The following is a 20,318-nucleotide window of genomic DNA, read 5'->3' as shown; positions in this document are numbered from 1 at the left end:
GGTTTTTATCGTCCAGAGAAACCAGCGGAGACCGAGCCAGGCTGTCGGGTTTGCCGTACACGCCAAACCGGTGCCTCGGCGCCACGTCAGTCCAGGAACAGATCCGGCAGCAGCGGCACGCCCGGCTGCACCGCGTAAGTTTCGAAGTCGCTGACGCCGGCCTCGCGCAGGACCGTCTCGTCGATGGCGAAATGGCCGGTGTAGTCGCGCGACGGGCGGGTCAGGATGACGTGGGCGGCATCGGCGACGATCTCCGGCTTGCGGCAATGTTCGGCCTTCACGCCCTCGATCATGCCGATCGCCGCGGTGGCGATCACCGTACGCGGCCACAGCGCATTCACCGCGATGCCCAGCGGCGCAAACTCCGGGCTCATGCCCAGCACGCACAAGCTCATGCCGTACTTGGCGATGGTGTAGGCGGTATGCGGGGCGAACCATTTCGGATCGAGGTTCGGCGGCGGCGACAGCATCAGCACATGCGGATTGGCCGCCTGTTTCAGATACGGCAGGCAACTCTGGGTAACCAGGAAGGTGCCGCGGGTATTGACCTGATGCATCAGATCGTAGCGTTTCATCGGCGTGTCGGCGGTCCCGGCCAGCCAGATCGCACTGGCGTTGTTGACCACGATGTCGATGCCGCCGAAACGCTCGGCGGCCTGCGCTGCGGCGGCACGCACCTGCGTTTCCTCGCGGATATCCACCTGCAGGGCCAGCGCCTTGCCGCCGGCTTCCTCGACGGCCGCCGCGGCGGTGTGGATGGTGCCGGGCAACTTCGGATTCGCCACGCCGCTCTTCGCCGCGATCACGATATTCGCACCGTCACGTGCGGCCCGCAGCGCAATCGCCAGCCCGATGCCGCGCGAGGCACCACTGATGAACAAGGTCTTGCCGGCGAGATTGCCCATGCCCATCGACTCCGTCGCAAAAGCCGAGTTTACGATGCCGGCGTGCTCAAAGATTCATGGCTTCTGGAAACGCGGCAGGATGTCGCGCAACTCGGCCAGCCGCTGCACCGGATCGGTCAGTTCGAGCATGTGCTGCTGCTCGGCGACATCCAGCGGCAGCAGCTCGGCCAACCGAAAACCCAGCCAACTGGCATCGTCGTAGGCGCTGCGCGGGGCGTGCCGCCACTGCGGCGCCATCGTCTCGATCAGCCGTTCGAGGATGCCCTGCAGCAACGCGAATTCCACAGGCACCTGCTGCTCCGGCTCGGCGGGCCAGACTTCCACATCGCCACGCAGCATTCCATCGGAACGCACCCGCGTGCGGGCGACGCGAAAGCGCGGGCCACCTTCGGCGACGATGCCCAGCAAGCCGTTCTCGTCGCGATGAAAATCGGTGATCCTCGCCACCGTGCCGATCGCTGCCGGCGTCGCCGGTGCACCGACCTCATGTCCGTCAAGGATCAGGCATGCACCGAAACCGGTGCCATAGCGGCTGCACTCGCGCACCAGGTCGAGATAACGCGGCTCGAAAATGCGCAATTGCAACTGGCCGCCGGGGGTCAACACGGAGGCAAGCGGAAACAACGGCATTTCGATGAGCGGCGACTGGGCGACCATGTGCCCAGTGTAACCAGTGCCAGGCGGGCAGACACCCGAGCGCCGTGGTCTACATCACCGGACCATGCGTGTTGCTTCCTTCACATGGCGGCGTTTTGCTCGCACTTCCAGGGATGGCCCTGTGGGCATCCACACGTACGTCCACGCCCCCTGCTTTTCGGCACCGGTGTCTGATTGGCCGCATGCAGGGAATATCCCGGGCGATCGTCCCGCTTGGACAGGCCAACCGCTGAATCAGCGAGCCTGCGCAAGGGCATCGACGAACCGGCGCGGTGCCGCTTCGAAACCGCCGTTGGACATGAAGATCACCTGGTCGCCCGGCTGCACCTGGGCCTGCAAGATGGCGATCAGCGCATCGACCGTCGGTGCCGTCGTACCTCGCCCGTCCAGCGCCGCGATGACCTGGCCGGCATCCCACGGCAACTCGGGCCGGTGCAGGAACACCACCACGTCGGCATCGGCCAGCGACGGTGCCAGCGCTTCGGCGTGTGCGCCCTGGCGCATCGAATTGGAGCGCGGCTCCAGCGCCACCAGGATGCGGGCCTTGCCGACCTTTGCGCGCAGCCCGGCCAGGGTGGTGACGATCGCGGTGGGGTGGTGGGCGAAATCGTCATAGACGCGCACACCGTTCACCTCGCCGACCCGCTCCATCCGCCGCTTGACGCTCTCGAAGCTGGCGAATGCGGGCAGCAGCGCTTTCGGATCGGCACCGGCGGCGTGGGCCGCGGCCAGTGCGGCCAGCGCGTTCATCACGTTGTGGTTGCCCAGCAGCGGCCAGCGCACTTCGCCGATCAACTCGCCATCGCGTTGCACGCTGAAAACCGAACCGTCGGCCTCGCTCAGCGTGGCCTGCCAGTTGCCGCGGCCTATGCCGAACGTTTCCACCGGCGTCCAGCAACCCATGGCCAGCACTTCGGCGAGACGCTCGTCGTGCGCGTTGACGATCAGCCGGCCGTTGCCCGGCACGGTGCGCACCAGGTGATGGAACTGGCGCTGGATCGCCGCCACGTCGGGGAAGATGTCCGCATGGTCGTATTCGAGGTTGTTGAGGATCGCGATGCGGGGGCGGTAATGCACGAACTTGCTGCGCTTGTCGAAGAACGCGGTGTCGTATTCGTCCGCTTCAATGACGAACGGCGCAGCCAAAGGCTGCACGACACGCCCTTCTCCCGCCGGGGGAAGGTGGCGCGCAGCGCCGGAAGAGGGACTCTGGGCGGCGTGCGGCCCTACTCCCCCCAGCCGCGCCGACACCCCGAAATTCCCCGGCACTCCGCCGACCAGGAACCCCGGTGTCATCCCTGCGCTTTCCAGCAGATGCGCCAGCAGGCTGGTCGTGGTCGTCTTGCCGTGCGTACCGGCCACCGCCAGCACGTCGCGATCGGCCAGCACCGTCTCGCCCAGCCACTGCGGCCCGGAGACGTAGCGCAGGCGCTGATCGAGCATGTATTCGACGGCAGGGTTGCCACGAGTCATCGCGTTGCCGACCACGACGAGATCCGGTGCCGGTTGCAGATGATCGGCCGCGTAGCCGCTCATCAGGCCGATGCCGAGCGCTTCCAGTTGCGTGCTCATCGGTGGATAGACGTTGGCGTCGGAACCTTCGACCGTGTGGCCGAGTTCGCGCGCCAGCGCGGCGACACCGCCCATGAAGGTGCCGCAGATGCCGAGGATGTGCAGACGCATGTGGGCGATCCCTTGAAAACCGCTCGCGCAGGAGCGGAAATGCTCAGCCGTTCGCCGTGGCCGATTCGCTTCGCAGCGCCTGCTTGACCCGCGCGGTGACCTCGCCCAGCTCGCCGACGCCATCGACGATCTGCAGCTTGCCACGGCGGGCATAGAAGTCCGCCACGGGCGCGGTCTGCTCGGCGTAGATCGCCAGGCGCTTGCGCACGGTGTCGGGGTTGTCGTCGGCGCGGCCTTCGGCCTTGAAGCGGATCTCGCAGCGGCCGATGATCACCTCGCTGGGCACCTTGAGCTTCACCACGGCATCCAGTGGCTGGCCGATTTTCGCCAGCAATTGATCAAGCGCGTCAGCCTGGGCCAGGTTGCGCGGATAGCCATCGAGGATGAAGCCGGCTTTCGCGTCATCCTGCGCCAGCCGGTCTTCCAGCATGCCGAGCAGGATATCGTCGGAAACCAGCTGGCCGGCATCCATCACCGCCTTGGCCTTCAACCCCATGGGAGTGCCGGCCGCCACGGCAGCGCGCAACATGTCGCCAGTCGAGATATGCGGCACACCCAATTCCGCCTTCAGCAGGGCAGCCTGCGTGCCTTTGCCCGAGCCGGGCGCACCAAGTAGGACGAGTCGCATAATGCTCCACAAGTTTGGCGGGCTGCCGCACACTGCAGCAGCCCGCCAGATTCCCAGAATTGACCGTCAAATTAGCGGCTGCACCCGATGCCGTCAAACAGCGCCCTTTGCCTGTGTCCGCCAAGTGCCTGTCGCCAAAAGGATTTGCGGCCGACCAACGCCCCCACCAACCCATCGAGGATAGCCATGAGCCCGACCCGCCGCCCGCCAGCCATCACCGGCAACCTGTTGTACGCCCAGTCCGGCGGTGTCACTGCGGTGATCAACGCCACCGCCGCCGGCGTGATCGAGGCCGCCCGCAGCAAGGGCGTGAAGGTGTACGCCGCGCGCAACGGCATCCTCGGCGCGTTGCGCGAGGACCTGATCGACACCTCAAGGGAATCGACCGCCGCGATCGCCGCGCTGCGCCACACCCCCGGCGGCGCGTTCGGCTCGTGCCGCTACAAGCTGAAGTCGCTGGAGGAGAACCGCGCCGAGTACGAGCGGCTCATCGAGGTGTTCCGCGCGCATGATATCCGCTGGTTCCTCTACAACGGCGGCAACGATTCGGCCGACACCGCGCTCAAGCTGTCGCAGATCGGCAAGACGCTCGGCTACGACATCCGCTGCATCGGCGTGCCGAAAACGGTGGACAACGACCTGGCCGTCACCGACTGCTGCCCCGGCTTCGGCTCGGTGGCGAAGTACACCGCGATATCCACGCTGGAGGCCAGCCTCGATGTCGCCTCGATGGCCGAGACGTCGACCAAGGTGTTCATCCTCGAAGTGATGGGCCGCCACGCCGGCTGGATCGCCGCTGCCGCCGGGCTCGCCGGGGAAGGCGTTGACGCGGCACCGCACATCATCCTGTTCCCCGAGAACGCGTTCGACGAAGCGGCGTTCCTGGCCAAGGTGGAGGCCACCGTGAAACGCGTCGGCTGGTGCACCGTGGTCGCTTCCGAAGGTGTGCGCAATGCGTCCGGACAGTTCCTCGCCGAAGCCGGCACGCGCGACGCGTTCGGCCATGCGCAGCTCGGCGGCGTGGCACCGGTGCTGGCAGCGTTGGTGAAGGAAAAACTCGGTTACAAATACCACTGGGCGTTGCCCGACTACCTGCAACGTTCCGCGCGCCATGCCGCGTCGAAAGTCGATGCCGAACAGGCGTATGCGGTCGGCAAGGCGGCGGTCGACTACGCGCTGGCCGGCATGAATGCGGTGATGCCGGTGATCGTGCGCAGCTCCGACGCGCCCTATCGCTGGAAGCTCGAGCCGGCCGCACTGGCGAAGATCGCCAACCGCGAGAAGAAAATGCCGAAGAACTTCATCACCCGCGACGGCTTAGGCATCACCGCCGCGGCACGGCGCTACCTCGCTCCGCTGATCCGCGGCGAAGCACCACTGCCGTACGGCAAGGATGGTCTGCCGAAATACGTGCAGCTGAAGAATGTGGCGGTGGCGAAGCAGCTGGCAGGTTTCACGCGCTGAACTCGTGGCAGCCACTTGCTGAGTGCCACCTGAAACCGGACGCAGCGTATCGGGCTGCGTTCAGCCGCACATTCCTACGATCCGCCGTGTCCCGTCGCTCGCCGCCTTGTTGCGGCACGATGCCCACGGAGGAGACTGGAGATGAAACTCGTCAACCGCCTGCTCATTGCACTCGCCCTGGCCACCACCGGCAGCTTCGCGCTCGCAGCCCCGGGCCACGGCGATCACGACCGGCATGGTCAGGATCATGATCGCCGTGGCCATGATCGTGGATACGACCGGCACCACGACGATCGCCGCGGGTACGATCATCGACGCCATGACCGGCGCGATCATGACTGGCGCGATCGTGACGGCTGGCGTCATGACGATCGCCGCTATGGCTACGACCGTGGCTATCGCCACGCCGACCGACGTTATTACTCGCGTCACGGCCATTGGGAGCGCGGCCACCGATACTACGGCCCGACCTACGTCGTGCGTGACTACGGCTACTACCGCCTGCGTCCGCCACCGCGCGGCTACCACTGGGTACGTGCGGACAACGACTATCTGCTGGTCGCCATCGCCACCGGCGTCATCCTGGACATCGCGCTGCAGTAAATCCGCCGTCGCATGAACCGCCGAGGGCCATGCATTCGTGCATGGCCCTTTTCGCTGCATGGCGCTGCGCCGCACAACAGTCCGCGCAACAACCTCTGCCTATACTCCCCGGGACCGCCCATTCCGGACGGCCACTTACAACCCATGGGGAGGCTCCGATGCTGCAGCAGTATGGCTGGTGGATCGTTCTGGCGTGTGCGGTGGTGGCGGTTTTGTATGGCGCGTTCTCCGCGCGCTGGATCCTGGCGCAATCGCCGGGCAACGAGCGGATGCAGGAAATTGCCGCGGCGATCCAGGAAGGCGCACGCGCCTACCTCAACCGTCAGTACACCACCATCGGCATGGTCGGCGTGGTGTTGTTGCTGCTGATCGGGTTCTTTCTCAACTGGCCGACCGCGATCGGCTTCCTGCTCGGTGCGGTGCTGTCGGGGGCGGCCGGCTACATCGGCATGAACGTCTCGGTGCGCGCCAACGTGCGCACCGCCGAAGCGGCGCGGCGGGGCTTGAGCCCGGCGATGGACGTGGCGTTCCGCGGCGGCGCGATCACCGGCATGCTGGTGGTGGGCCTCGCCCTGCTCGGCGTCGCCGGCTACTGGCTGGTGCTCAACCGCATGGGCATCACCGGTGAAACGGCCCTGCATGCACTGGTGGGCCTGGCGTTCGGCAGCTCGCTGATCTCGATCTTCGCGCGGCTTGGCGGCGGCATCTTCACCAAGGGTGCAGACGTCGGTGCGGATCTGGTCGGCAAGGTCGAGGCCGGCATCCCGGAAGACGACCCGCGCAACCCGGCGGTGATCGCCGACAACGTGGGCGACAACGTCGGCGACTGCGCCGGCATGGCGGCGGACCTGTTCGAAACCTATGCGGTGACGGTGATCGCCACCATGCTGCTGGGCGGCCTGATGTTTGCCGACAACCTGCAGGCGATGCTGTACCCGCTGCTGCTGGGCGGCGTGTCGATCATCGCCTCGATCATCGGCACGCTGTTCGTCAAGGTGAAGGAAGGCGGCTCGATCATGGGCGCGCTGTACAAGGGAGTGGTCGTGTCGGCGGTACTTTCGGCGATCGCGTTCTGGTTCGTCACCGGCTCGCTGCTGCCGCAGGGGCTGACCGCGGGCGACGGTCATCTGATCACCTCCGGCCAGCTTTTCTGCTGCTCGCTGATCGGACTGGTCCTGACCGGCGTGATCGTGTGGGTCACCGAGTACTACACCGGCACCCAGTTCAAGCCGGTGCAGCACATCGCCGAGGCATCCACCACCGGCCATGGCACCAACATCATCGCCGGGCTGGGCGTGTCGATGAAATCGACCGCGCTGCCGGTGATCGCGGTCTGCGCGGCGATCTGGGGTGCCTACCACTTCGGCCAGTTGTACGGCATTGCGATCGCCGCCACGGCGATGCTTTCGATGGCCGGCATGATCGTGGCGCTGGATGCCTACGGCCCGATCACCGACAACGCCGGCGGCATCGCCGAGATGGCCGACCTGCCGCCGGAAGTGCGCGGCGTCACCGACCCGCTGGATGCGGTCGGCAACACCACCAAGGCGGTGACCAAGGGCTACGCGATCGGCTCGGCCGCGCTGGCCGCGCTGGTGCTGTTCGCCGACTACACGCACAACCTCGACGCGATGGGCGCGACCCGGGCACTCACCGCCGGCATACCCTACACGTCGCTGACGTTCGACCTGTCCGACCACATGGTGATCATCGGCCTGCTGATCGGCGGTCTGATCCCGTACCTGTTCGGCGCGATGGCGATGGAAGCGGTCGGTCGTGCGGCCGGTGCGGTGGTGGTCGAGGTGCGCCGGCAGTTCCGCGACATCCCCGGCATCATGGCCGGCACGGCCAAGCCGGAGTATTCGCGGGCGGTCGACATGCTGACCAAGTCGGCGATTCGCGAAATGATCGTGCCGTCGTTGCTGCCGGTCGCCGTGCCGATCGTGGTCGGCCTGCTGCTGGGCCCGAAGGCGCTCGGCGGCGTGCTGATCGGTACCATCGTCACCGGCCTGTTCGTGGCGATCTCGATGACCACCGGCGGCGGCGCGTGGGACAACGCCAAGAAATACATCGAGGACGGCCACCACGGCGGCAAGGGTTCGGAGGCGCACAAGGCCGCGGTCACCGGCGACACCGTCGGCGACCCGTACAAGGACACCGCGGGTCCGGCAGTGAATCCGTTAATCAAAATCATCAACATCGTCGCACTGCTGCTGATCCCGCTGCTCTAGCCGAAGCGACTCGCGCTCGGCACCACCAAACAGAAATCCCGCCTGCATGGCGGGATTTTTGTCTGGCGCCGGCGCAACGCGAGTCAATCCGACTTTAGTCACGGGCGGCCGTACGATCGTGCGGTTACGCTCGACTGAAAGCGGGCCACGCCCGCCACGTCCATCAGGTTCACTCGCGCACACGGGGAGCACACGATGAAAGCGATCTGGCTGACGCTGGCACTCGGCGTCACACTGGCGGGCATGAACAACGCCCACGCCCGCGACAAGACACCCGCACCCGCTTCCTCGACGTCCCCGTCCAGCGACGATCCGTTCCTGTGGCTGGAGGACATCCGCGGCACCCGTTCGATGGACTGGGTGAAGAAAGAGAACGCGGTCACCACCAGGCAATTTGTCGACAACGCCGAGTTCACCAGGACCCGCGACGGCATCCTCGAGGTGCTCGATTCGGACGCACGCATTCCGTACGTCAGCCGGATGGGCAGCCATCTCTACAATTTCTGGCGCGACAGGACGCATCCGCGCGGCATCTGGCGGCGGACCACGCTGGCCGAGTACCGCAAGGCGGAGCCGAAGTGGGAGGTGCTGCTGGACATCGACGCGCTGAACAAGGCCGAAGGCAAGCGCTGGGTGTTCAAGGGCGTGCAGTGCCTGAAGCCGGCGTTCGAGCGCTGCCTGATCTCGCTGTCGCCCGATGGCGGCGATGCCGTGGCCGTGCGCGAGTTCAACATCCCGCACAAGAGCTTCGTGAAAAACGGCTTCGAGCTGCCGGTAGCCAAGACCGAGACCGGCTGGATCGACGACAACGCGATCTACGTCGGCACCGACTTCGGCCCCGGCTCGATGACCGAATCGAGCTATCCGCGCATCGTCAAGGAATGGAAGCGCGGCACGCCGCTGTCGGCTGCCACCACGGTGTACGAAGGCAAGCCGAGCGACCTCGCGATCAGCGCCTATCACGATCGCACGCCGGGTTACGAACGCGATTTCGTTTCCGTGGCCAAGGATTTCTATCACAGCGAGTTGTACCAGCGCAGCGGCGGCACGCTGATCCGCGTCGAAGTGCCCACCGACGCCAATGCCGATGCCCACCGCGAATGGCTGCTGGTGCAGACGCGCTCGCCATGGACGGTCGGCGGCACCACCTATCCCGCCGGTGCACTGCTGGCAACCCGGTTCGACCATTTCATGGCCGGCCAGCATCACTTCACCGTGCTGTTCGAACCGGACGCGCATACCTCGCTTGATTCGTACGCCTGGACGAAGAACCACCTGATCATCAACCTGATGGACGACGTCAAGAGCCGGCTGGAAGTGCTGACGCCGCCGCAGATGGCGACTGCCGACGGCAGTTGGCGGCGCGCGGCGATGCCCGGCGCGCCGGCGATGAGCACGATCAGCGTACTCGATACCGACCCCGACCACAGCGACGAATACTGGCTCAACGTCAGCGGCTTCCTCACCCCGTCGTCGCTCGAGCGCGGCATGCTGGATAGCGTCGCCGCGGAAACAATCAAGCAGGAGCCGGCATTCTTCGATGCTTCCAGATTCACGGTCAGCCAGCACTTCGTGAAGTCGAAGGACGGCACCCGCGTGCCGTATTTTGAAATCGCCCCGAAGGACATGAAACCGGATGGCTCCAACCGCACCCTGCTGTACGGCTACGGCGGCTTCGAAGTTTCGTTGCAGTCGCACTACAGCGGCAGCATCGGCCGCGCCTGGCTGGAGCGCGGCGGCGTCTACGTGGTCGCCAACATCCGCGGCGGCGGGGAGTACGGCCCGCAGTGGCACCAGGCTGCGCTGAAGGCGAACCGCCCGCGCGCGTACGAGGATTTCGCCGCGGTGGCCGAGGATCTGGCCAAGCGCGGCGTGACGTCCGCGCAGCATCTCGGCGCCGAAGGCGGCAGCAACGGCGGCTTGCTGATGGGCAACATGCTGACGATGTACCCGCAGCTGTTCGGTGCGATCGCCTGCGAAGTGCCGTTGCTGGACATGAAGCGCTACACGCACCTGTCCGCCGGCGCGTCGTGGATGGCCGAGTACGGCAATCCGGACACCACGGACTGGAACTTCATCAAGACCTTCTCGCCCTACCAGAACGTGAAGAAGAACGGCGACTACCCGCCGGTGCTGTTCTACACCACCACCAGCGACGACCGCGTCGGTCCGGTGCAGGCGCGCAAGATGGCCGCGAAGATGCAGGCGATGGGCCTGCCGAACGTGTGGTTCTACGAGAACCTCGAAGGCGGCCATGGTGCCGGCGCGGACAACAAGCAGTCCGCGCACATGCATGCGATGGCGTACGACTTCCTGTGGGATCAGCTGAAATAGGCCACCAACGGATTCATGCCGTAACCGTGAGCCGGCCGTTGCCGGCTCATGTCATTCAGGCGACCGGCGCAGGCCGTGAAGTAAGCTTCCCGACTCGCCATCGCCCACCTCGCCGCCATGCACCCACGCACCACCACGATCACCCCCGAACTGCGCGAATGGATTCTCGCCACGACCCGCGCCGGCCACGGCGTGCCGGACGTGCTGCAGCTGATGAAGGACAGCGGCTACGATCCACGCCAGAGCCGCAGCATCGTCGCCGAAGTGCTGAAGCTGCCGTTGGCGACGCTGCAGGCGAGCACCGACAAGGGTGCGCCGAAAGGCAAGCGCACTCGGCATCCCGAGGCTCCCGAAGTGATCGTTGGCGGGCATGCCGTCGGCGTCTCGCTCAGCGTGGACGCACCGGCCCTGCGCGTGCTCGACGGCCTGCTCACCGAACACGAATGCGCCGAGCTGATCGAGCTGGCGCGGCCGCGGCTGCAGCGCGCACTCACCGTCGACAGCGACGGACAGCACCAGATCGATCAGCGGCGCACCAGCGAAGGCATGTTCTTTGCCCCGAACGAACTGCCGCTGATCGGCCGCATCGAGCAACGCCTCGCCGAGCTGCTTGGCGTACCGGCGAATCACGGCGAAGGCCTGCAGATCCTGCATTACCTGCCGGGCCAGGAATACGAGCCGCACTTCGACTGGTTCGACCCCGAACAGCCCGGCTACGGCGCCATCACCGCCGTCGGCGGCCAGCGCATCGCCAGCGTGGTGATGTACCTCAACACCCCCGAACAGGGCGGCGGCACGGCGTTCCCCGAGATCGGCCTGACCGTCACGGCACGCCGCGGATCGGCCGTGTATTTCGCCTATGAAGGCGGCGACCGCAGCTCGCTGCATGCCGGCCTGCCGGTATTGCAGGGCGAAAAGTGGATAGCCACCCGATGGTTGCGCGAGCGTCCCTACAGGAAGCCTGAACCGGCATGATCCACGGCGGCCGGCGCATCGCGGTTGCTGCGATGCAGCAGCGTTTGGCGTATCCTTGCAAGTCAACTTTTCCCTCCGTACCAAGGACATTCCATGGGTCTGCATCTTGTCTCCGCCGGTCGCAACGTGCCGGACGAAATCAACGTCGTCATCGAAATCCCGAAGGATGCCGAGCCGGTCAAGTACGAAGTGGAGAAGGAAAGCGGCGCGATTTTCGTCGACCGCATCCTCTCCACGCCGATGCGCTACCCCTGCAACTACGGCTACGTGCCGGGCACGCTGGGCGGCGACGGCGATCCGCTGGACGCGCTGGTGATCCTGCCGCTGTCGCTGATCCCCGGCTCGGTGATCCGCTGTCATCCGGTCGGCATGCTGAAGATGAGCGACGAGGCCGGCAGCGACGAGAAGCTGATCGTGATCCCGTCACCGAAGGTATTTCCGGGCTACGCGCACATCAGCGACATGAAGGGCGTCTCGCCGCACTGGCTGGAGCGCATTGGCCACTTCTTCGAGCACTACAAGGATCTGGAGAAGGGCAAGTGGGTCAAGGTCGAAGGCTGGGTCGGCGCCGACGAGGCGAAGGCCGAAATCGTGGCCGGCATCGAGCGTTACCAGGCGAGCAAGCCGAAAGTGTGACCGGGGCGATCGACGGCGCGCCACCGGAACCCGTGGCGCGCCGTTTTCGTGTCTGCCTTGCCGTCGTGTTTCAGCCGCGCTTGAGCAGTTCGCGCAGGTCGATCAGCGCCGCATTGGCGCGCGAGACGTAGTTCGCCATCACCAACGAATGATTCGCGAAGAAGCCGAACGGCGAGCCGTTCAGCACCATCGGGCTGTGCAATGGCCTTTGCGCGTCCTCCAGTTCGCGGATCACCTGCTGCAGGCTGACATCCGCGTGTTTGCTGCGCAGGATCGGACCGAAGTCGTGCTGAAATGCCTTCAGCTGTTCCAGCAGGGTCGAGGTATAGCCGCGCGCTTCGTAGAAGTTGTCGTCGACCTTCGTCCATGGCGTCTTGACCATGCGACCGCCATCCGGCGCGCGAACCGTGCCGGCAATGGCCGGCTCGGCCGAGGCGTCCACGTCACCGACACGGATCTGGCCCACGCTGGCCGACAATCGCTGCGACAGCGAGCCCAGCCGCGACGAGGCCAGTTGCAGGTAATCGGCCAGATTGTCGGCGCGCGCGTAGAAGTGCGCGTTGCTGCCCTCGGCATCGCCAAGTCGCCCCAGATAGCCGTCCAGATGTCCGATCGCCTTGCGGTACTGGCTCTCCGAACTGGGCAACAGCCAGCGGTCGTTCGGGCTGTTGAGCAGCGGATCGGCCTCGGCCAGGTCCTTGTCCTCGGTCGACTGCGTCTGCGAGCGGCTGAAATCGTTGCGCAGCGCGCGCACCAGGTCCCGCGAAGCGGTCAGCGAGCCGAATTCCCAATTGGGGATGTTGTCCATCAGCACACCGGGCGGCAACTTGTCGTTGCTGAGGTAGCCGCCGCGCTTGTCGAGCAGCGTGCGCACCGAGGTGATCAGGGTGACCGTGGTAGTCGCGCCCACGCTGACCGGACGCTTCAATTCCCGCATCTGCGCCTGGGTCGCGGCCACCGGATCGAACAGCGGCGGCTCGGTATCCCACCACCACATCAATGCCGCCACGAACAACACCACCAGCGCGATCAGCGCCAGCACAGCACGGCGCATGCCGCGCCGCGGCAAACTCGACGTGTCCTGGGTTTGCATCGGGGCAACTCCTGAAGGGGTGATGCAAGCTTACATGCGGCCATGCATGCGTCGTGAACAAGTTGCGCGCAATCAGCGCTCCCACGGCGGATGCTCGCCGAACCGCTCGGCCAGGAAATCGACGAACGCACGCACCCGCGGCGGCACCAGCCGTCGCTGCGGCATCACCGCGTGGATGCCGGTGGTGGCGATGGGAAACTCCGGCAGCAGCACCTGCAACTGGCCGCTGCGCAGTTGCTCGTGCACGTGCCAGACCGAATGCATGGCGATGCCGAGGCCTGCCACCACCGCATCGCGCAACATGACGCCCTGGTTGCTCTCGAAGCGACCCTGCACCCGCTGCACGACCTCGCGGCCCTTGCGGTCGCTGAAGCGCCACACGTCCTGCCGGCCCTGGCTGCCGACCAGCAGCAGGCAATCGTGTACGGCCAGATCGGCCGGCGTGCTCGGCGTGCCGTGGCGTTGCAGGTAAGCCGGTGATGCGCACAGCACGCGCCGGTTGGTCGCCAATTGGCGTGCCACCAGGGCGGAATCGCCCAGCGCGCCGACACGGATGCCTAGGTCGAAGCCGGAGCCGACCAGGTCCACGACCTGGTCGTCGAGATTCACGCTGAGTTTCACCCGCGGATGCATGGCGAGAAACTCCGGAAGCAGCGGAGAGATGTATTGGCCGCCGAATGCAGCCGACATGGTCACCCGCAAGCTGCCGCTGACTTCGGTGGCGCTGCGGCGCAGGCCGCCGGTGAGCGATTCCAGATCCTCCACCAGCGCGCGGCCCTGCTCGGCCAACTGCATGCCTTCGGGCGTGGCGTGCAACCGGCGCGTGGTCCGGTGCAGCAGGCGCACGCCCAGCTCGCGCTCCAGCCGCTTCAGGCGCTGGCTGGCCACCGCCACCGAGAGGTCGAGGCTGCGTGCGGCCGCGCTGATCGAACCCAGATCGAGCACGCGCAGGAACAGGGCGAGGTCGCCGATGCGGTCCATGACTATCAATTATTCGTTGACAATGATTAGCTATCTTGGTGGTTTTTGACGAAAAGGCAAATCCTTAAGCTGGCGCATCGTTTCCTCAGGATGGTCGCCATGCACTCCCCTACCGTTCGCCCACGCACCCCGCTGGCGCTGTATGCGCTGACCGCTGGTGCGTTCGGCATCGGCACCACCGAATTCGTGATCATGGGCCTGCTGCTGCAGGTCGCCGCCGACCTGCACGTGAGCATTGCCGCTGCCGGCCTGTTGATCTCCGGCTATGCGCTGGGCGTGTTCGTCGGCGCGCCGCTGCTGACCGCGGCAACCAGCCGTCTGCCGCACAAGACCGCGCTGGTCGCGCTGATGATCATCTTCACCGTCGGCAACCTGGCCAGCGCGCTGGCGCCAAGCTACGCGATGCTGATGCTGGCACGGGTGATCACTTCGCTCGCCCACGGCACCTTCTTCGGTGTCGGCGCGGTGGTGGCGACCAACCTGGTGGCGGAGGACCGCAAGGCCTCGGCGATCTCGATCATGTTCACCGGGCTGACCGTGGCGACCCTGCTCGGGGTGCCGGCCGGCGCCTGGCTGGGCCTGCACTTCGGCTGGCGTGCCACGTTCTGGGCGGTCACGGCGATCGGCGTGCTGGCCACCGTGATCATCGCCGCGCTGGTGCCGACCGATCGTGGCGAGCACGCTCCGATGAAGTTCGTCGAGGAGCTCAAGGGCATCGCACATCCGCAGGTACTGCTAGGCCTGCTGATCACCGTGCTCGGTTTCGCCGGCGTGTTCGCGGTGTTCACCTATATCCAGCCGATCCTCACCCGCGTTACCGGCTTCGCCGACGGCGCGGTGTCGCCGATCCTGCTGGTGTTCGGCGGCGGCATGGTGGTCGGCAACCTGCTCGGCGGCCGGCTTGCCGACCAGCGGCTGGTGGCCACCCTGCTGGGTTCGCTGGCCGCGCTGGCGATCGTGCTTGGCGCGATGACGTTCGCGCTGCACAGCAAGCCGGCGATGATCGCGTTTGCCGCCGTGTTCGGCATCGTCGCCTTCGCCACTGTGGCGCCGCTGCAGCTGCGCGTGTTGCAGAAAGCCACCGGCGGCGGCGTGCTGGCGTCGAGCTTCAACATCGCCGCGTTCAACCTCGGCAACGCGATCGGTGCGTGGCTGGGCGGCGCGGTGATCAGCCACGGCCCGGGCCTGGGCGCGGTGACCTGGGTGGCGGCGCTGGTACCGGTGCTCGGTTTCGCGGTGGCGTTGTGGAGCGTGCGGCTGGATACACAGCCGTCACGACGGATCGCCACCGTGGCTTGCGCGGAAACCATCCTCTGAATTGGGACACTCTCATGGAATATCGCCATCTCGGCCACTCCGGCTTCAAGGTGCCCGCCCTCGGCTTCGGCGCCGGCACGTTCGGCGGCAAGGGGCCGCTGTTCAGCGCGTGGGGCAACACCGATGTCGACGAAGCGAAGCGGCTGGTCGACATCTGCCTCGACGCCGGCGTGAATCTGTTCGACAGCGCGGACGTCTATTCGGATGGTGCGTCGGAAACCATCCTTGGCTCGGCACTGAAGGGTCGACGCGAGCAGGCGATCATCTCGACCAAGCTCACCCTTCGCGCCGGCGACGGCCCGAATGACGTCGGTGCCTCGCGTCATCATCTGATCACCGGCGTGGAGCGTGCGCTGAAACGGCTCGGCACCGACTACATCGACCTGCTGCAACTGCACCACTTCGACGCGATGACGCCGGTCGAGCAGGTGATGTCGACGCTGGACGAGCTGGTACGCGCGGGCAAGGTGCGCTACCTCGGCGCGTCGAATTTCTCCGGCTGGCAGCTGATGAAGTCGCAGGCCGCTGCCGACCGGCATGGCCGCGCGCGTTTCGTGGCCAACCAGACCTACTACTCGCTGGTCGGCCGCGACTACGAGTGGGAGCTGATGCCGCTCGGATTGGACCAGGGCATCGGCGCGATCGTGTGGAGTCCGCTGGGCTGGGGCAGGCTCACCGGCAAGATCCGCCGCGGCCAGCCGCTGCCGCCCGGCAGCCGTCTGCACGACACCACCGGCTTCGCGCCGCCGGTGGACGAGGAACGCCTGTATCGCGTGGTCGATGCGCTGGACGCGGTCGCCGCGGAAACCTGCCGCACCGTTCCGCAGGTCGCGCTGAACTGGTTGCTGCAGCGGCCGACCGTGTCCAGCGTGCTGATCGGCGCGCGCAACGAACAGCAGCTGCGCGACAACCTCGGCGCGGTCGGCTGGGCGCTCGACGCGGCGCAGGTCGCGCGGCTCGATGCGGCCAGCGCGGTGATGCCGCCGTATCCTTACTATCCCTACTGGAACGGCATGTTCGCCGAGCGCAATCCGCCGCCGGTGCCGTTCAACGTCGCCACGGAGCCGCAAGCATGAAAGCCGTCGCACTCACCCGCTACCTGCCGATCGACGACCCGCAATCGTTGCTCGATGTCGAACTGCCCACACCCACGCCCGGCGCACACGACTTGCTGGTGCGCGTCGAAGCGGTGTCGGTGAATCCTGTCGACACCAAGATCCGTTCGCCCAAGCCGCAGGTCGAGGCGCAGCCGAAAGTGCTCGGCTACGATGCGGCCGGTGTCGTCGAGGCGGTCGGTGCATCGGCCGCGGGTTTCCAGCCGGGCGATCGCGTGTATTACGCCGGCGACGTCACCCGTTCCGGCAGCAACGCGCAGTTCCAGCTGGTCGACGCGCGGCTGGTCGGCCATGCGCCGAAGTCGATCGGTGCCGCCGATGCCGCCGCCTTGCCACTGACGCTGCTCACTGCATGGGAACTGCTGTTCCAGCGCATGCCGTTCGACAGCGAGCACGGCGGCCAGGGCAAGTCGCTGCTGATCATCGGCGGTGCCGGCGGGGTCGGCTCGATCGCGATCCAGTTGGCGCGCCGCGCCGGCTTCACGGTGATCGCCAGCGCATCGCGCGACGAAACCATCGACTGGTGCCGATCGATGGGCGCGCCACACGTGATCAATCATCGCCAGCCGCTGGCCGCGCAACTGCAGGCGCTGGGTTTCGAGCAGGTCGATGCGGTGCTCAACCTGGCCGACACCGATCACTACTGGGACGCGATCGGCCAGTTGCTGGCGCCGCAGGGCCACGTCGGCCTGATCGTGGAGCCCGTCGGTGCGCTGAAGATCGGCGATCCGTACAAGGCCAAGGCCATCGGCATCCATTGGGAAATGATGTTTGCGCGACCGCGCTTCAAAACGGCCGACCAGGCCGAGCAGGGCCGCATCCTGGAGCGGGTCGCCGGCTTGATCGACGCCGGCGAATTGCGCAGCACACGCACCGAAACACTGGCGCCGATCAATGCAGCGAATCTGCGTGAGGCACATCGTCGGCTGGAATCAGGCAGCACGATCGGCAAGCTGGCACTGGCCGGCTGGTGAATCCCGTTTCGCGGATGGGCGTGCCTGCGCGCCATCCGTCGCGATCAGCCGGGCTTTCGCGCGGGTTTGGCCGGCGACGGCTTGGCCGGCTCGCCCTTCTTGCCGAGCTGCTCCAGCAGCGTGTTCATGTCCTCGGCGTGCTCTTCCTCCACCGCCAGGATGCCTTCCAGCACCCGGCGCGTGGTCGGGTCGTCGGCGCCGATGTAATTGATCATCTCGCGATAGCTGTCGATCGCGATTCGCTCGGCGACCAGGTCCTCCTTGATCATGTCGACCAGATCCTCGCCCTCGACGTAGTCGGAATGGCTGCGGCTGAGCAGGCCTTCCGGCGACAGGTTCGGCTTGCCGTCGAGCTGGGTGATGCGCTCGGCAATCTGGTCGGCATGGCCCTGTTCTTCGTTGGCATGCTCGAGGAACTCGGCCTTGATCGCCTGCGAGTTGATGCCCGACGCCATGTAGTAGTGGAACTTGTAGCGCAGCACGCAAACCAGCTCGGTCGCCAACGCGTGATTGAGCAGCTTGACCACGGTCTCGCGATCGGCGCTGTAGCCCGCGGTCATCGCGCCTTTGTCGATGTCCTGGCGCGCGCGCTTGCGGATGTTCTCGATATCGCTGACGAACGGCTTGGTCTTGGCCATGGCTTGCTCCTGCGCAGGTGGAAAGGGACCCGGGCAGGACATCAGCGTGCCAGTGCCAACGAGACCTCGCCAGCGTAGAAACGCGCATGAAAAAGTCAGGTGAAGGTCAGTCCGTCCGCGGCGACAGAGCACATCGCGCCATGCCGTTCATCGTGCAGCGAACCGCTCCGCCCGCTCGATGATCCCTTGCAAACCCGGCAAGACCGTCTCGATCTCGGCGGCGTGTCGGCGCCACTTGTCGGGCGCGGGCGCGGAAAGGGTGAAACGCGACAACGGCAGGGTGGCATCGAGCGGACGATCCCAGTCGAACCCCAGCGCCGCACACACGCGTGCCACTTCCGTCGCCGGGTCGGCGAGCATGGCGTCGTAGCGCACCACGTGGCGACGGTCGGCCGGGAGTGCCTCCAGATCGTCCAGCAGGATGCGCGTGGTGGTGCCCCATTGCGCGGCGACGATGTCGGGCAGCGAGCGCCCGCTCAATTCACGCCAGCCGGGTACCAGCAGCAGCGACCATGGCGGCCCCTCCCAACCGGGCAACTGCGGATAGGTACGAAAGCGACCCGACTCCCAGGCGTCGAGCATGCTGCCCAGCGTCTGGCGCGGGTCGCGATGCAGGTAGACGAAGTGCGCCTCCGGGAAGATCTTGGCCAGGAACGACACGCGCAGCGCGTTCTTCGGGGTCTTCTCCAGCAGGCGTACCGGCGATGCTTCCGCCGGACGGCCATCGCGGTCGCGCAGCTCGGCGTGAAAACGCCGCCGCAATTCCGCCACGAGCGCCGGCGTAGCCGCCGTCGCATCGAGCCGGTTGGAATCGAAATCGCGGCTGGCGGGGTGCAACTCCTGCAGGCCCTCGATCAGCGCATGGCTCTCATGCCCGATCGTGTAAAGGCCCGGTGCCTGCGCCAGCGTCTCGAACAGCAACGTCGAACCCGCGCGTGGCGGCGAAATGACAAAGACCGGGCGGTCGAACAGCGGATCGCGTCCGCGCCGATCGTCACGCGCCTGGAGCATCGTCGGCGCAACCGGCAGTCGTGGTTCGCTGGCATCCGCAACCGCGCCGCCCCGATCGGCCAGCGCCACCTGCAGGATCATTCCCCGCAACGTATTCATGAACAGCGCGCCGTTGACCATCTGCAGCGACACCGCGTAGCGCTCCATGTCGTCCGAGAACGCATCGAGCGCTTCGCGGTAGGCCGGCCAGCCGGCTTGGTCGGTGCCGTGCTGCGCCCACAAGGCCTGCCACACATGCAGGAAACGTATGGCGATCTGGTGCGCCGGCTGCAGCTGCGGGTGCGCACGCACCTCGCCAAACAGAAAGCCGACATGTTCACGCAGCTCCCACGGCGTCATCACCACCGGTACGTTGACTGCCTCATAACGCAGTGGCGACTGCGCTCCGGCCTGCGGCGCAACGGCTTCCGCGCGCCAGCCGTCGAAGCTGCCATGGCCGGGCGCGCGACCGCGCCTGACCAGATCGGCGAACGGTTCGCCGCCGACGGTGTCGGCCACCAGGTGGATGCGTTCATCGTCGGCCGCATTGATGACCTGGTGCCGGCGCCAGGTGTCGAAGATCCAGCACTCCCCCGGCCCCATGTTGACCTCGGCATCCCCACACAGGAAGCGCACGGTGGGCCGGGTCACGATCGGCACGTGCACGCGCACGCGCTCGCGCCAGTAGTAGTTGATGTCGGCATGCGGGCTGACCTCGGCCTGGCCGGTCAGCTTCATCAACCGCGTGCGTCCCCATACACCACCGATCCGCGCCAGCACCTGCATCAGATACGGGCATTGCGCGAGATACGGGGTCGGGAGCATCGCGCCGGCGACGGCATCGTTGTCGGGGTCGCCGCCGGCCGAGATCAGCGGCAGGGCGTAATTGCCCGGGAATTTCTGTGGATGCTCGCGCCAGTGTTCGCTGCCCAGGGCGGCGATTTCACGCGCCAGTGCATCGGCATCGAACTGCAACGGCAACTGGACGAACGGCACCTGCAGCTTCATCGGGCAACCTTTACTCGGATCGGTACACACGCGCACCGGCGGCGCGAATTATTCAGCGGAGCTCTCCGCCATGCCGGCATCGGCGC

At 66.3% G+C, this 20,318-nt stretch carries 17 protein-coding genes; 9 read left to right on the top strand and 8 right to left on the bottom strand.

The window, feature by feature from the left end:
• Positions 1-86: 86 nt before the first annotated feature.
• The 4 genes from CIW53_RS12340 to CIW53_RS12325 form a co-directional block, all read right to left on the bottom strand.
• Positions 87-905 (bottom strand): NAD(P)-dependent oxidoreductase, encoded by an 819-nt coding sequence (locus CIW53_RS12340; protein WP_149365019.1) that lies wholly within the window; start codon positions 903-905, stop codon positions 87-89.
• Positions 906-959: 54 nt separating this feature from the next.
• Complete coding sequence (locus CIW53_RS12335; RefSeq protein WP_149365018.1) at positions 960-1,562, bottom strand: LON peptidase substrate-binding domain-containing protein; 603 nt, start codon at positions 1,560-1,562, stop codon at positions 960-962.
• 234 nt (positions 1,563-1,796) lie between these two features.
• Positions 1,797-3,245 carry a UDP-N-acetylmuramate:L-alanyl-gamma-D-glutamyl-meso-diaminopimelate ligase gene (gene mpl / locus CIW53_RS12330; RefSeq protein ID WP_149365017.1) on the bottom strand — a complete coding sequence of 483 codons (1,449 nt, stop codon included), beginning with the start codon at positions 3,243-3,245 and terminating at the stop codon, positions 1,797-1,799.
• Between the two features lie 43 nt (positions 3,246-3,288).
• Positions 3,289-3,873 carry an adenylate kinase gene (locus CIW53_RS12325; RefSeq protein ID WP_149365016.1) on the bottom strand — a complete coding sequence of 195 codons (585 nt, stop codon included), beginning with the start codon at positions 3,871-3,873 and terminating at the stop codon, positions 3,289-3,291.
• 186 nt (positions 3,874-4,059) lie between these two features.
• Between CIW53_RS12325 and CIW53_RS12320 the strand changes: the two genes are divergently transcribed.
• The 6 genes from CIW53_RS12320 (at position 4,060) to ppa (ending at position 12,116) form a co-directional block, all read left to right on the top strand.
• On the top strand, positions 4,060-5,337 hold the full coding sequence (locus CIW53_RS12320) for a 6-phosphofructokinase (RefSeq protein ID WP_149365015.1): 1,278 nt from the start codon (positions 4,060-4,062) through the stop codon (positions 5,335-5,337).
• A gap of 141 nt (positions 5,338-5,478) precedes the next feature.
• Positions 5,479-5,940: an RcnB family protein gene (locus CIW53_RS12315; RefSeq protein ID WP_149365014.1), complete on the top strand. Its 462-nt coding sequence runs from the start codon at positions 5,479-5,481 to the stop codon at positions 5,938-5,940.
• 158 nt (positions 5,941-6,098) lie between these two features.
• Positions 6,099-8,171, top strand: a complete 2,073-nt coding sequence (locus tag CIW53_RS12310; RefSeq protein ID WP_149365013.1) for a sodium-translocating pyrophosphatase — start codon at positions 6,099-6,101, stop codon at positions 8,169-8,171.
• 195 nt (positions 8,172-8,366) lie between these two features.
• The gene (locus tag CIW53_RS12305) at positions 8,367-10,505 is read left to right on the top strand and encodes a prolyl oligopeptidase family serine peptidase (RefSeq protein WP_149365012.1); all 2,139 of its coding nucleotides are present in this window, start codon (positions 8,367-8,369) and stop codon (positions 10,503-10,505) included.
• A 117-nt stretch (positions 10,506-10,622) separates the two neighbouring features.
• On the top strand, positions 10,623-11,480 hold the full coding sequence (locus CIW53_RS12300) for a 2OG-Fe(II) oxygenase (RefSeq protein ID WP_149365011.1): 858 nt from the start codon (positions 10,623-10,625) through the stop codon (positions 11,478-11,480).
• Positions 11,481-11,573: 93 nt separating this feature from the next.
• Positions 11,574-12,116 carry an inorganic diphosphatase gene (gene ppa, locus CIW53_RS12295; RefSeq protein WP_149365010.1) on the top strand — a complete coding sequence of 181 codons (543 nt, stop codon included), beginning with the start codon at positions 11,574-11,576 and terminating at the stop codon, positions 12,114-12,116.
• Between the two features lie 70 nt (positions 12,117-12,186).
• On the opposite strand, the gene CIW53_RS12290 is transcribed toward ppa, so the two are convergent.
• Complete coding sequence (locus CIW53_RS12290) at positions 12,187-13,209, bottom strand: DUF2333 family protein (protein ID WP_149365009.1); 1,023 nt, start codon at positions 13,207-13,209, stop codon at positions 12,187-12,189.
• Between the two features lie 72 nt (positions 13,210-13,281).
• Positions 13,282-14,190, bottom strand: coding sequence for a LysR family transcriptional regulator (locus tag CIW53_RS12285; RefSeq protein ID WP_149365008.1), 909 nt, complete (start codon positions 14,188-14,190; stop codon positions 13,282-13,284).
• Between the two features lie 99 nt (positions 14,191-14,289).
• On the opposite strand from CIW53_RS12285, the gene CIW53_RS12280 reads away from it, so the two are divergent.
• The 3 genes from CIW53_RS12280 to CIW53_RS12270 are packed head-to-tail and all read left to right on the top strand — an operon-like array spanning position 14,290 to position 17,596.
• A complete protein-coding gene (locus CIW53_RS12280; RefSeq protein ID WP_149365007.1) occupies positions 14,290-15,507 on the top strand; it encodes an MFS transporter in 1,218 nt (405 codons plus the stop codon).
• A 14-nt stretch (positions 15,508-15,521) separates the two neighbouring features.
• Complete coding sequence (locus tag CIW53_RS12275) at positions 15,522-16,583, top strand: aldo/keto reductase (RefSeq protein ID WP_149365006.1); 1,062 nt, start codon at positions 15,522-15,524, stop codon at positions 16,581-16,583.
• Positions 16,580-17,596 (top strand): zinc-binding alcohol dehydrogenase family protein, encoded by a 1,017-nt coding sequence (locus CIW53_RS12270; protein WP_149365005.1) that lies wholly within the window; start codon positions 16,580-16,582, stop codon positions 17,594-17,596. Before CIW53_RS12275 ends, CIW53_RS12270 begins: the two co-directional genes overlap by 4 nt.
• A gap of 44 nt (positions 17,597-17,640) precedes the next feature.
• Here the strand turns inward: CIW53_RS12270 and CIW53_RS12265 are convergent, their stop codons facing one another.
• Both CIW53_RS12265 and CIW53_RS12260 read right to left on the bottom strand, forming a co-directional pair.
• Positions 17,641-18,234, bottom strand: a complete 594-nt coding sequence (locus CIW53_RS12265; RefSeq protein WP_149365004.1) for a DUF892 family protein — start codon at positions 18,232-18,234, stop codon at positions 17,641-17,643.
• Positions 18,235-18,381: 147 nt separating this feature from the next.
• Entirely contained in the window at positions 18,382-20,232 is a 1,851-nt protein-coding gene (locus CIW53_RS12260) for a sulfotransferase (RefSeq protein WP_149365003.1), read from the bottom strand.
• Between the last annotated feature and the right edge of the window lie 86 nt (positions 20,233-20,318).

Origin of the sequence: Rhodanobacter sp. T12-5 (assembly GCF_008329435.1) — a bacterium.
Classification (GTDB): Bacteria; Pseudomonadota; Gammaproteobacteria; order Xanthomonadales; family Rhodanobacteraceae; genus Rhodanobacter.
This window is presented reverse-complemented; position numbering and strand designations above follow the sequence as displayed.

Bases quoted from the DNA above. Each gene is read 5' to 3' on its own strand.
- CIW53_RS12340 (WP_149365019.1), bottom strand. From the start codon at position 905: ATGGGCAATCTCGCCGGCAAGACCTTGTTCATCAGTGGTGCCTCGCGC.
- CIW53_RS12335 (WP_149365018.1), bottom strand. From the start codon at position 1,562: ATGGTCGCCCAGTCGCCGCTCATCGAAATGCCGTTGTTTCCGCTTGCC.
- mpl (WP_149365017.1), bottom strand. From the start codon at position 3,245: ATGCGTCTGCACATCCTCGGCATCTGCGGCACCTTCATGGGCGGTGTC.
- CIW53_RS12325 (WP_149365016.1), bottom strand. From the start codon at position 3,873: ATGCGACTCGTCCTACTTGGTGCGCCCGGCTCGGGCAAAGGCACGCAG.
- CIW53_RS12320 (WP_149365015.1), top strand. From the start codon at position 4,060: ATGAGCCCGACCCGCCGCCCGCCAGCCATCACCGGCAACCTGTTGTAC.
- CIW53_RS12315 (WP_149365014.1), top strand. From the start codon at position 5,479: ATGAAACTCGTCAACCGCCTGCTCATTGCACTCGCCCTGGCCACCACC.
- CIW53_RS12310 (WP_149365013.1), top strand. From the start codon at position 6,099: ATGCTGCAGCAGTATGGCTGGTGGATCGTTCTGGCGTGTGCGGTGGTG.
- CIW53_RS12305 (WP_149365012.1), top strand. From the start codon at position 8,367: ATGAAAGCGATCTGGCTGACGCTGGCACTCGGCGTCACACTGGCGGGC.
- CIW53_RS12300 (WP_149365011.1), top strand. From the start codon at position 10,623: ATGCACCCACGCACCACCACGATCACCCCCGAACTGCGCGAATGGATT.
- ppa (WP_149365010.1), top strand. From the start codon at position 11,574: ATGGGTCTGCATCTTGTCTCCGCCGGTCGCAACGTGCCGGACGAAATC.
- CIW53_RS12290 (WP_149365009.1), bottom strand. From the start codon at position 13,209: ATGCAAACCCAGGACACGTCGAGTTTGCCGCGGCGCGGCATGCGCCGT.
- CIW53_RS12285 (WP_149365008.1), bottom strand. From the start codon at position 14,190: ATGGACCGCATCGGCGACCTCGCCCTGTTCCTGCGCGTGCTCGATCTG.
- CIW53_RS12280 (WP_149365007.1), top strand. From the start codon at position 14,290: ATGCACTCCCCTACCGTTCGCCCACGCACCCCGCTGGCGCTGTATGCG.
- CIW53_RS12275 (WP_149365006.1), top strand. From the start codon at position 15,522: ATGGAATATCGCCATCTCGGCCACTCCGGCTTCAAGGTGCCCGCCCTC.
- CIW53_RS12270 (WP_149365005.1), top strand. From the start codon at position 16,580: ATGAAAGCCGTCGCACTCACCCGCTACCTGCCGATCGACGACCCGCAA.
- CIW53_RS12265 (WP_149365004.1), bottom strand. From the start codon at position 18,234: ATGGCCAAGACCAAGCCGTTCGTCAGCGATATCGAGAACATCCGCAAG.
- CIW53_RS12260 (WP_149365003.1), bottom strand. From the start codon at position 20,232: ATGAAGCTGCAGGTGCCGTTCGTCCAGTTGCCGTTGCAGTTCGATGCC.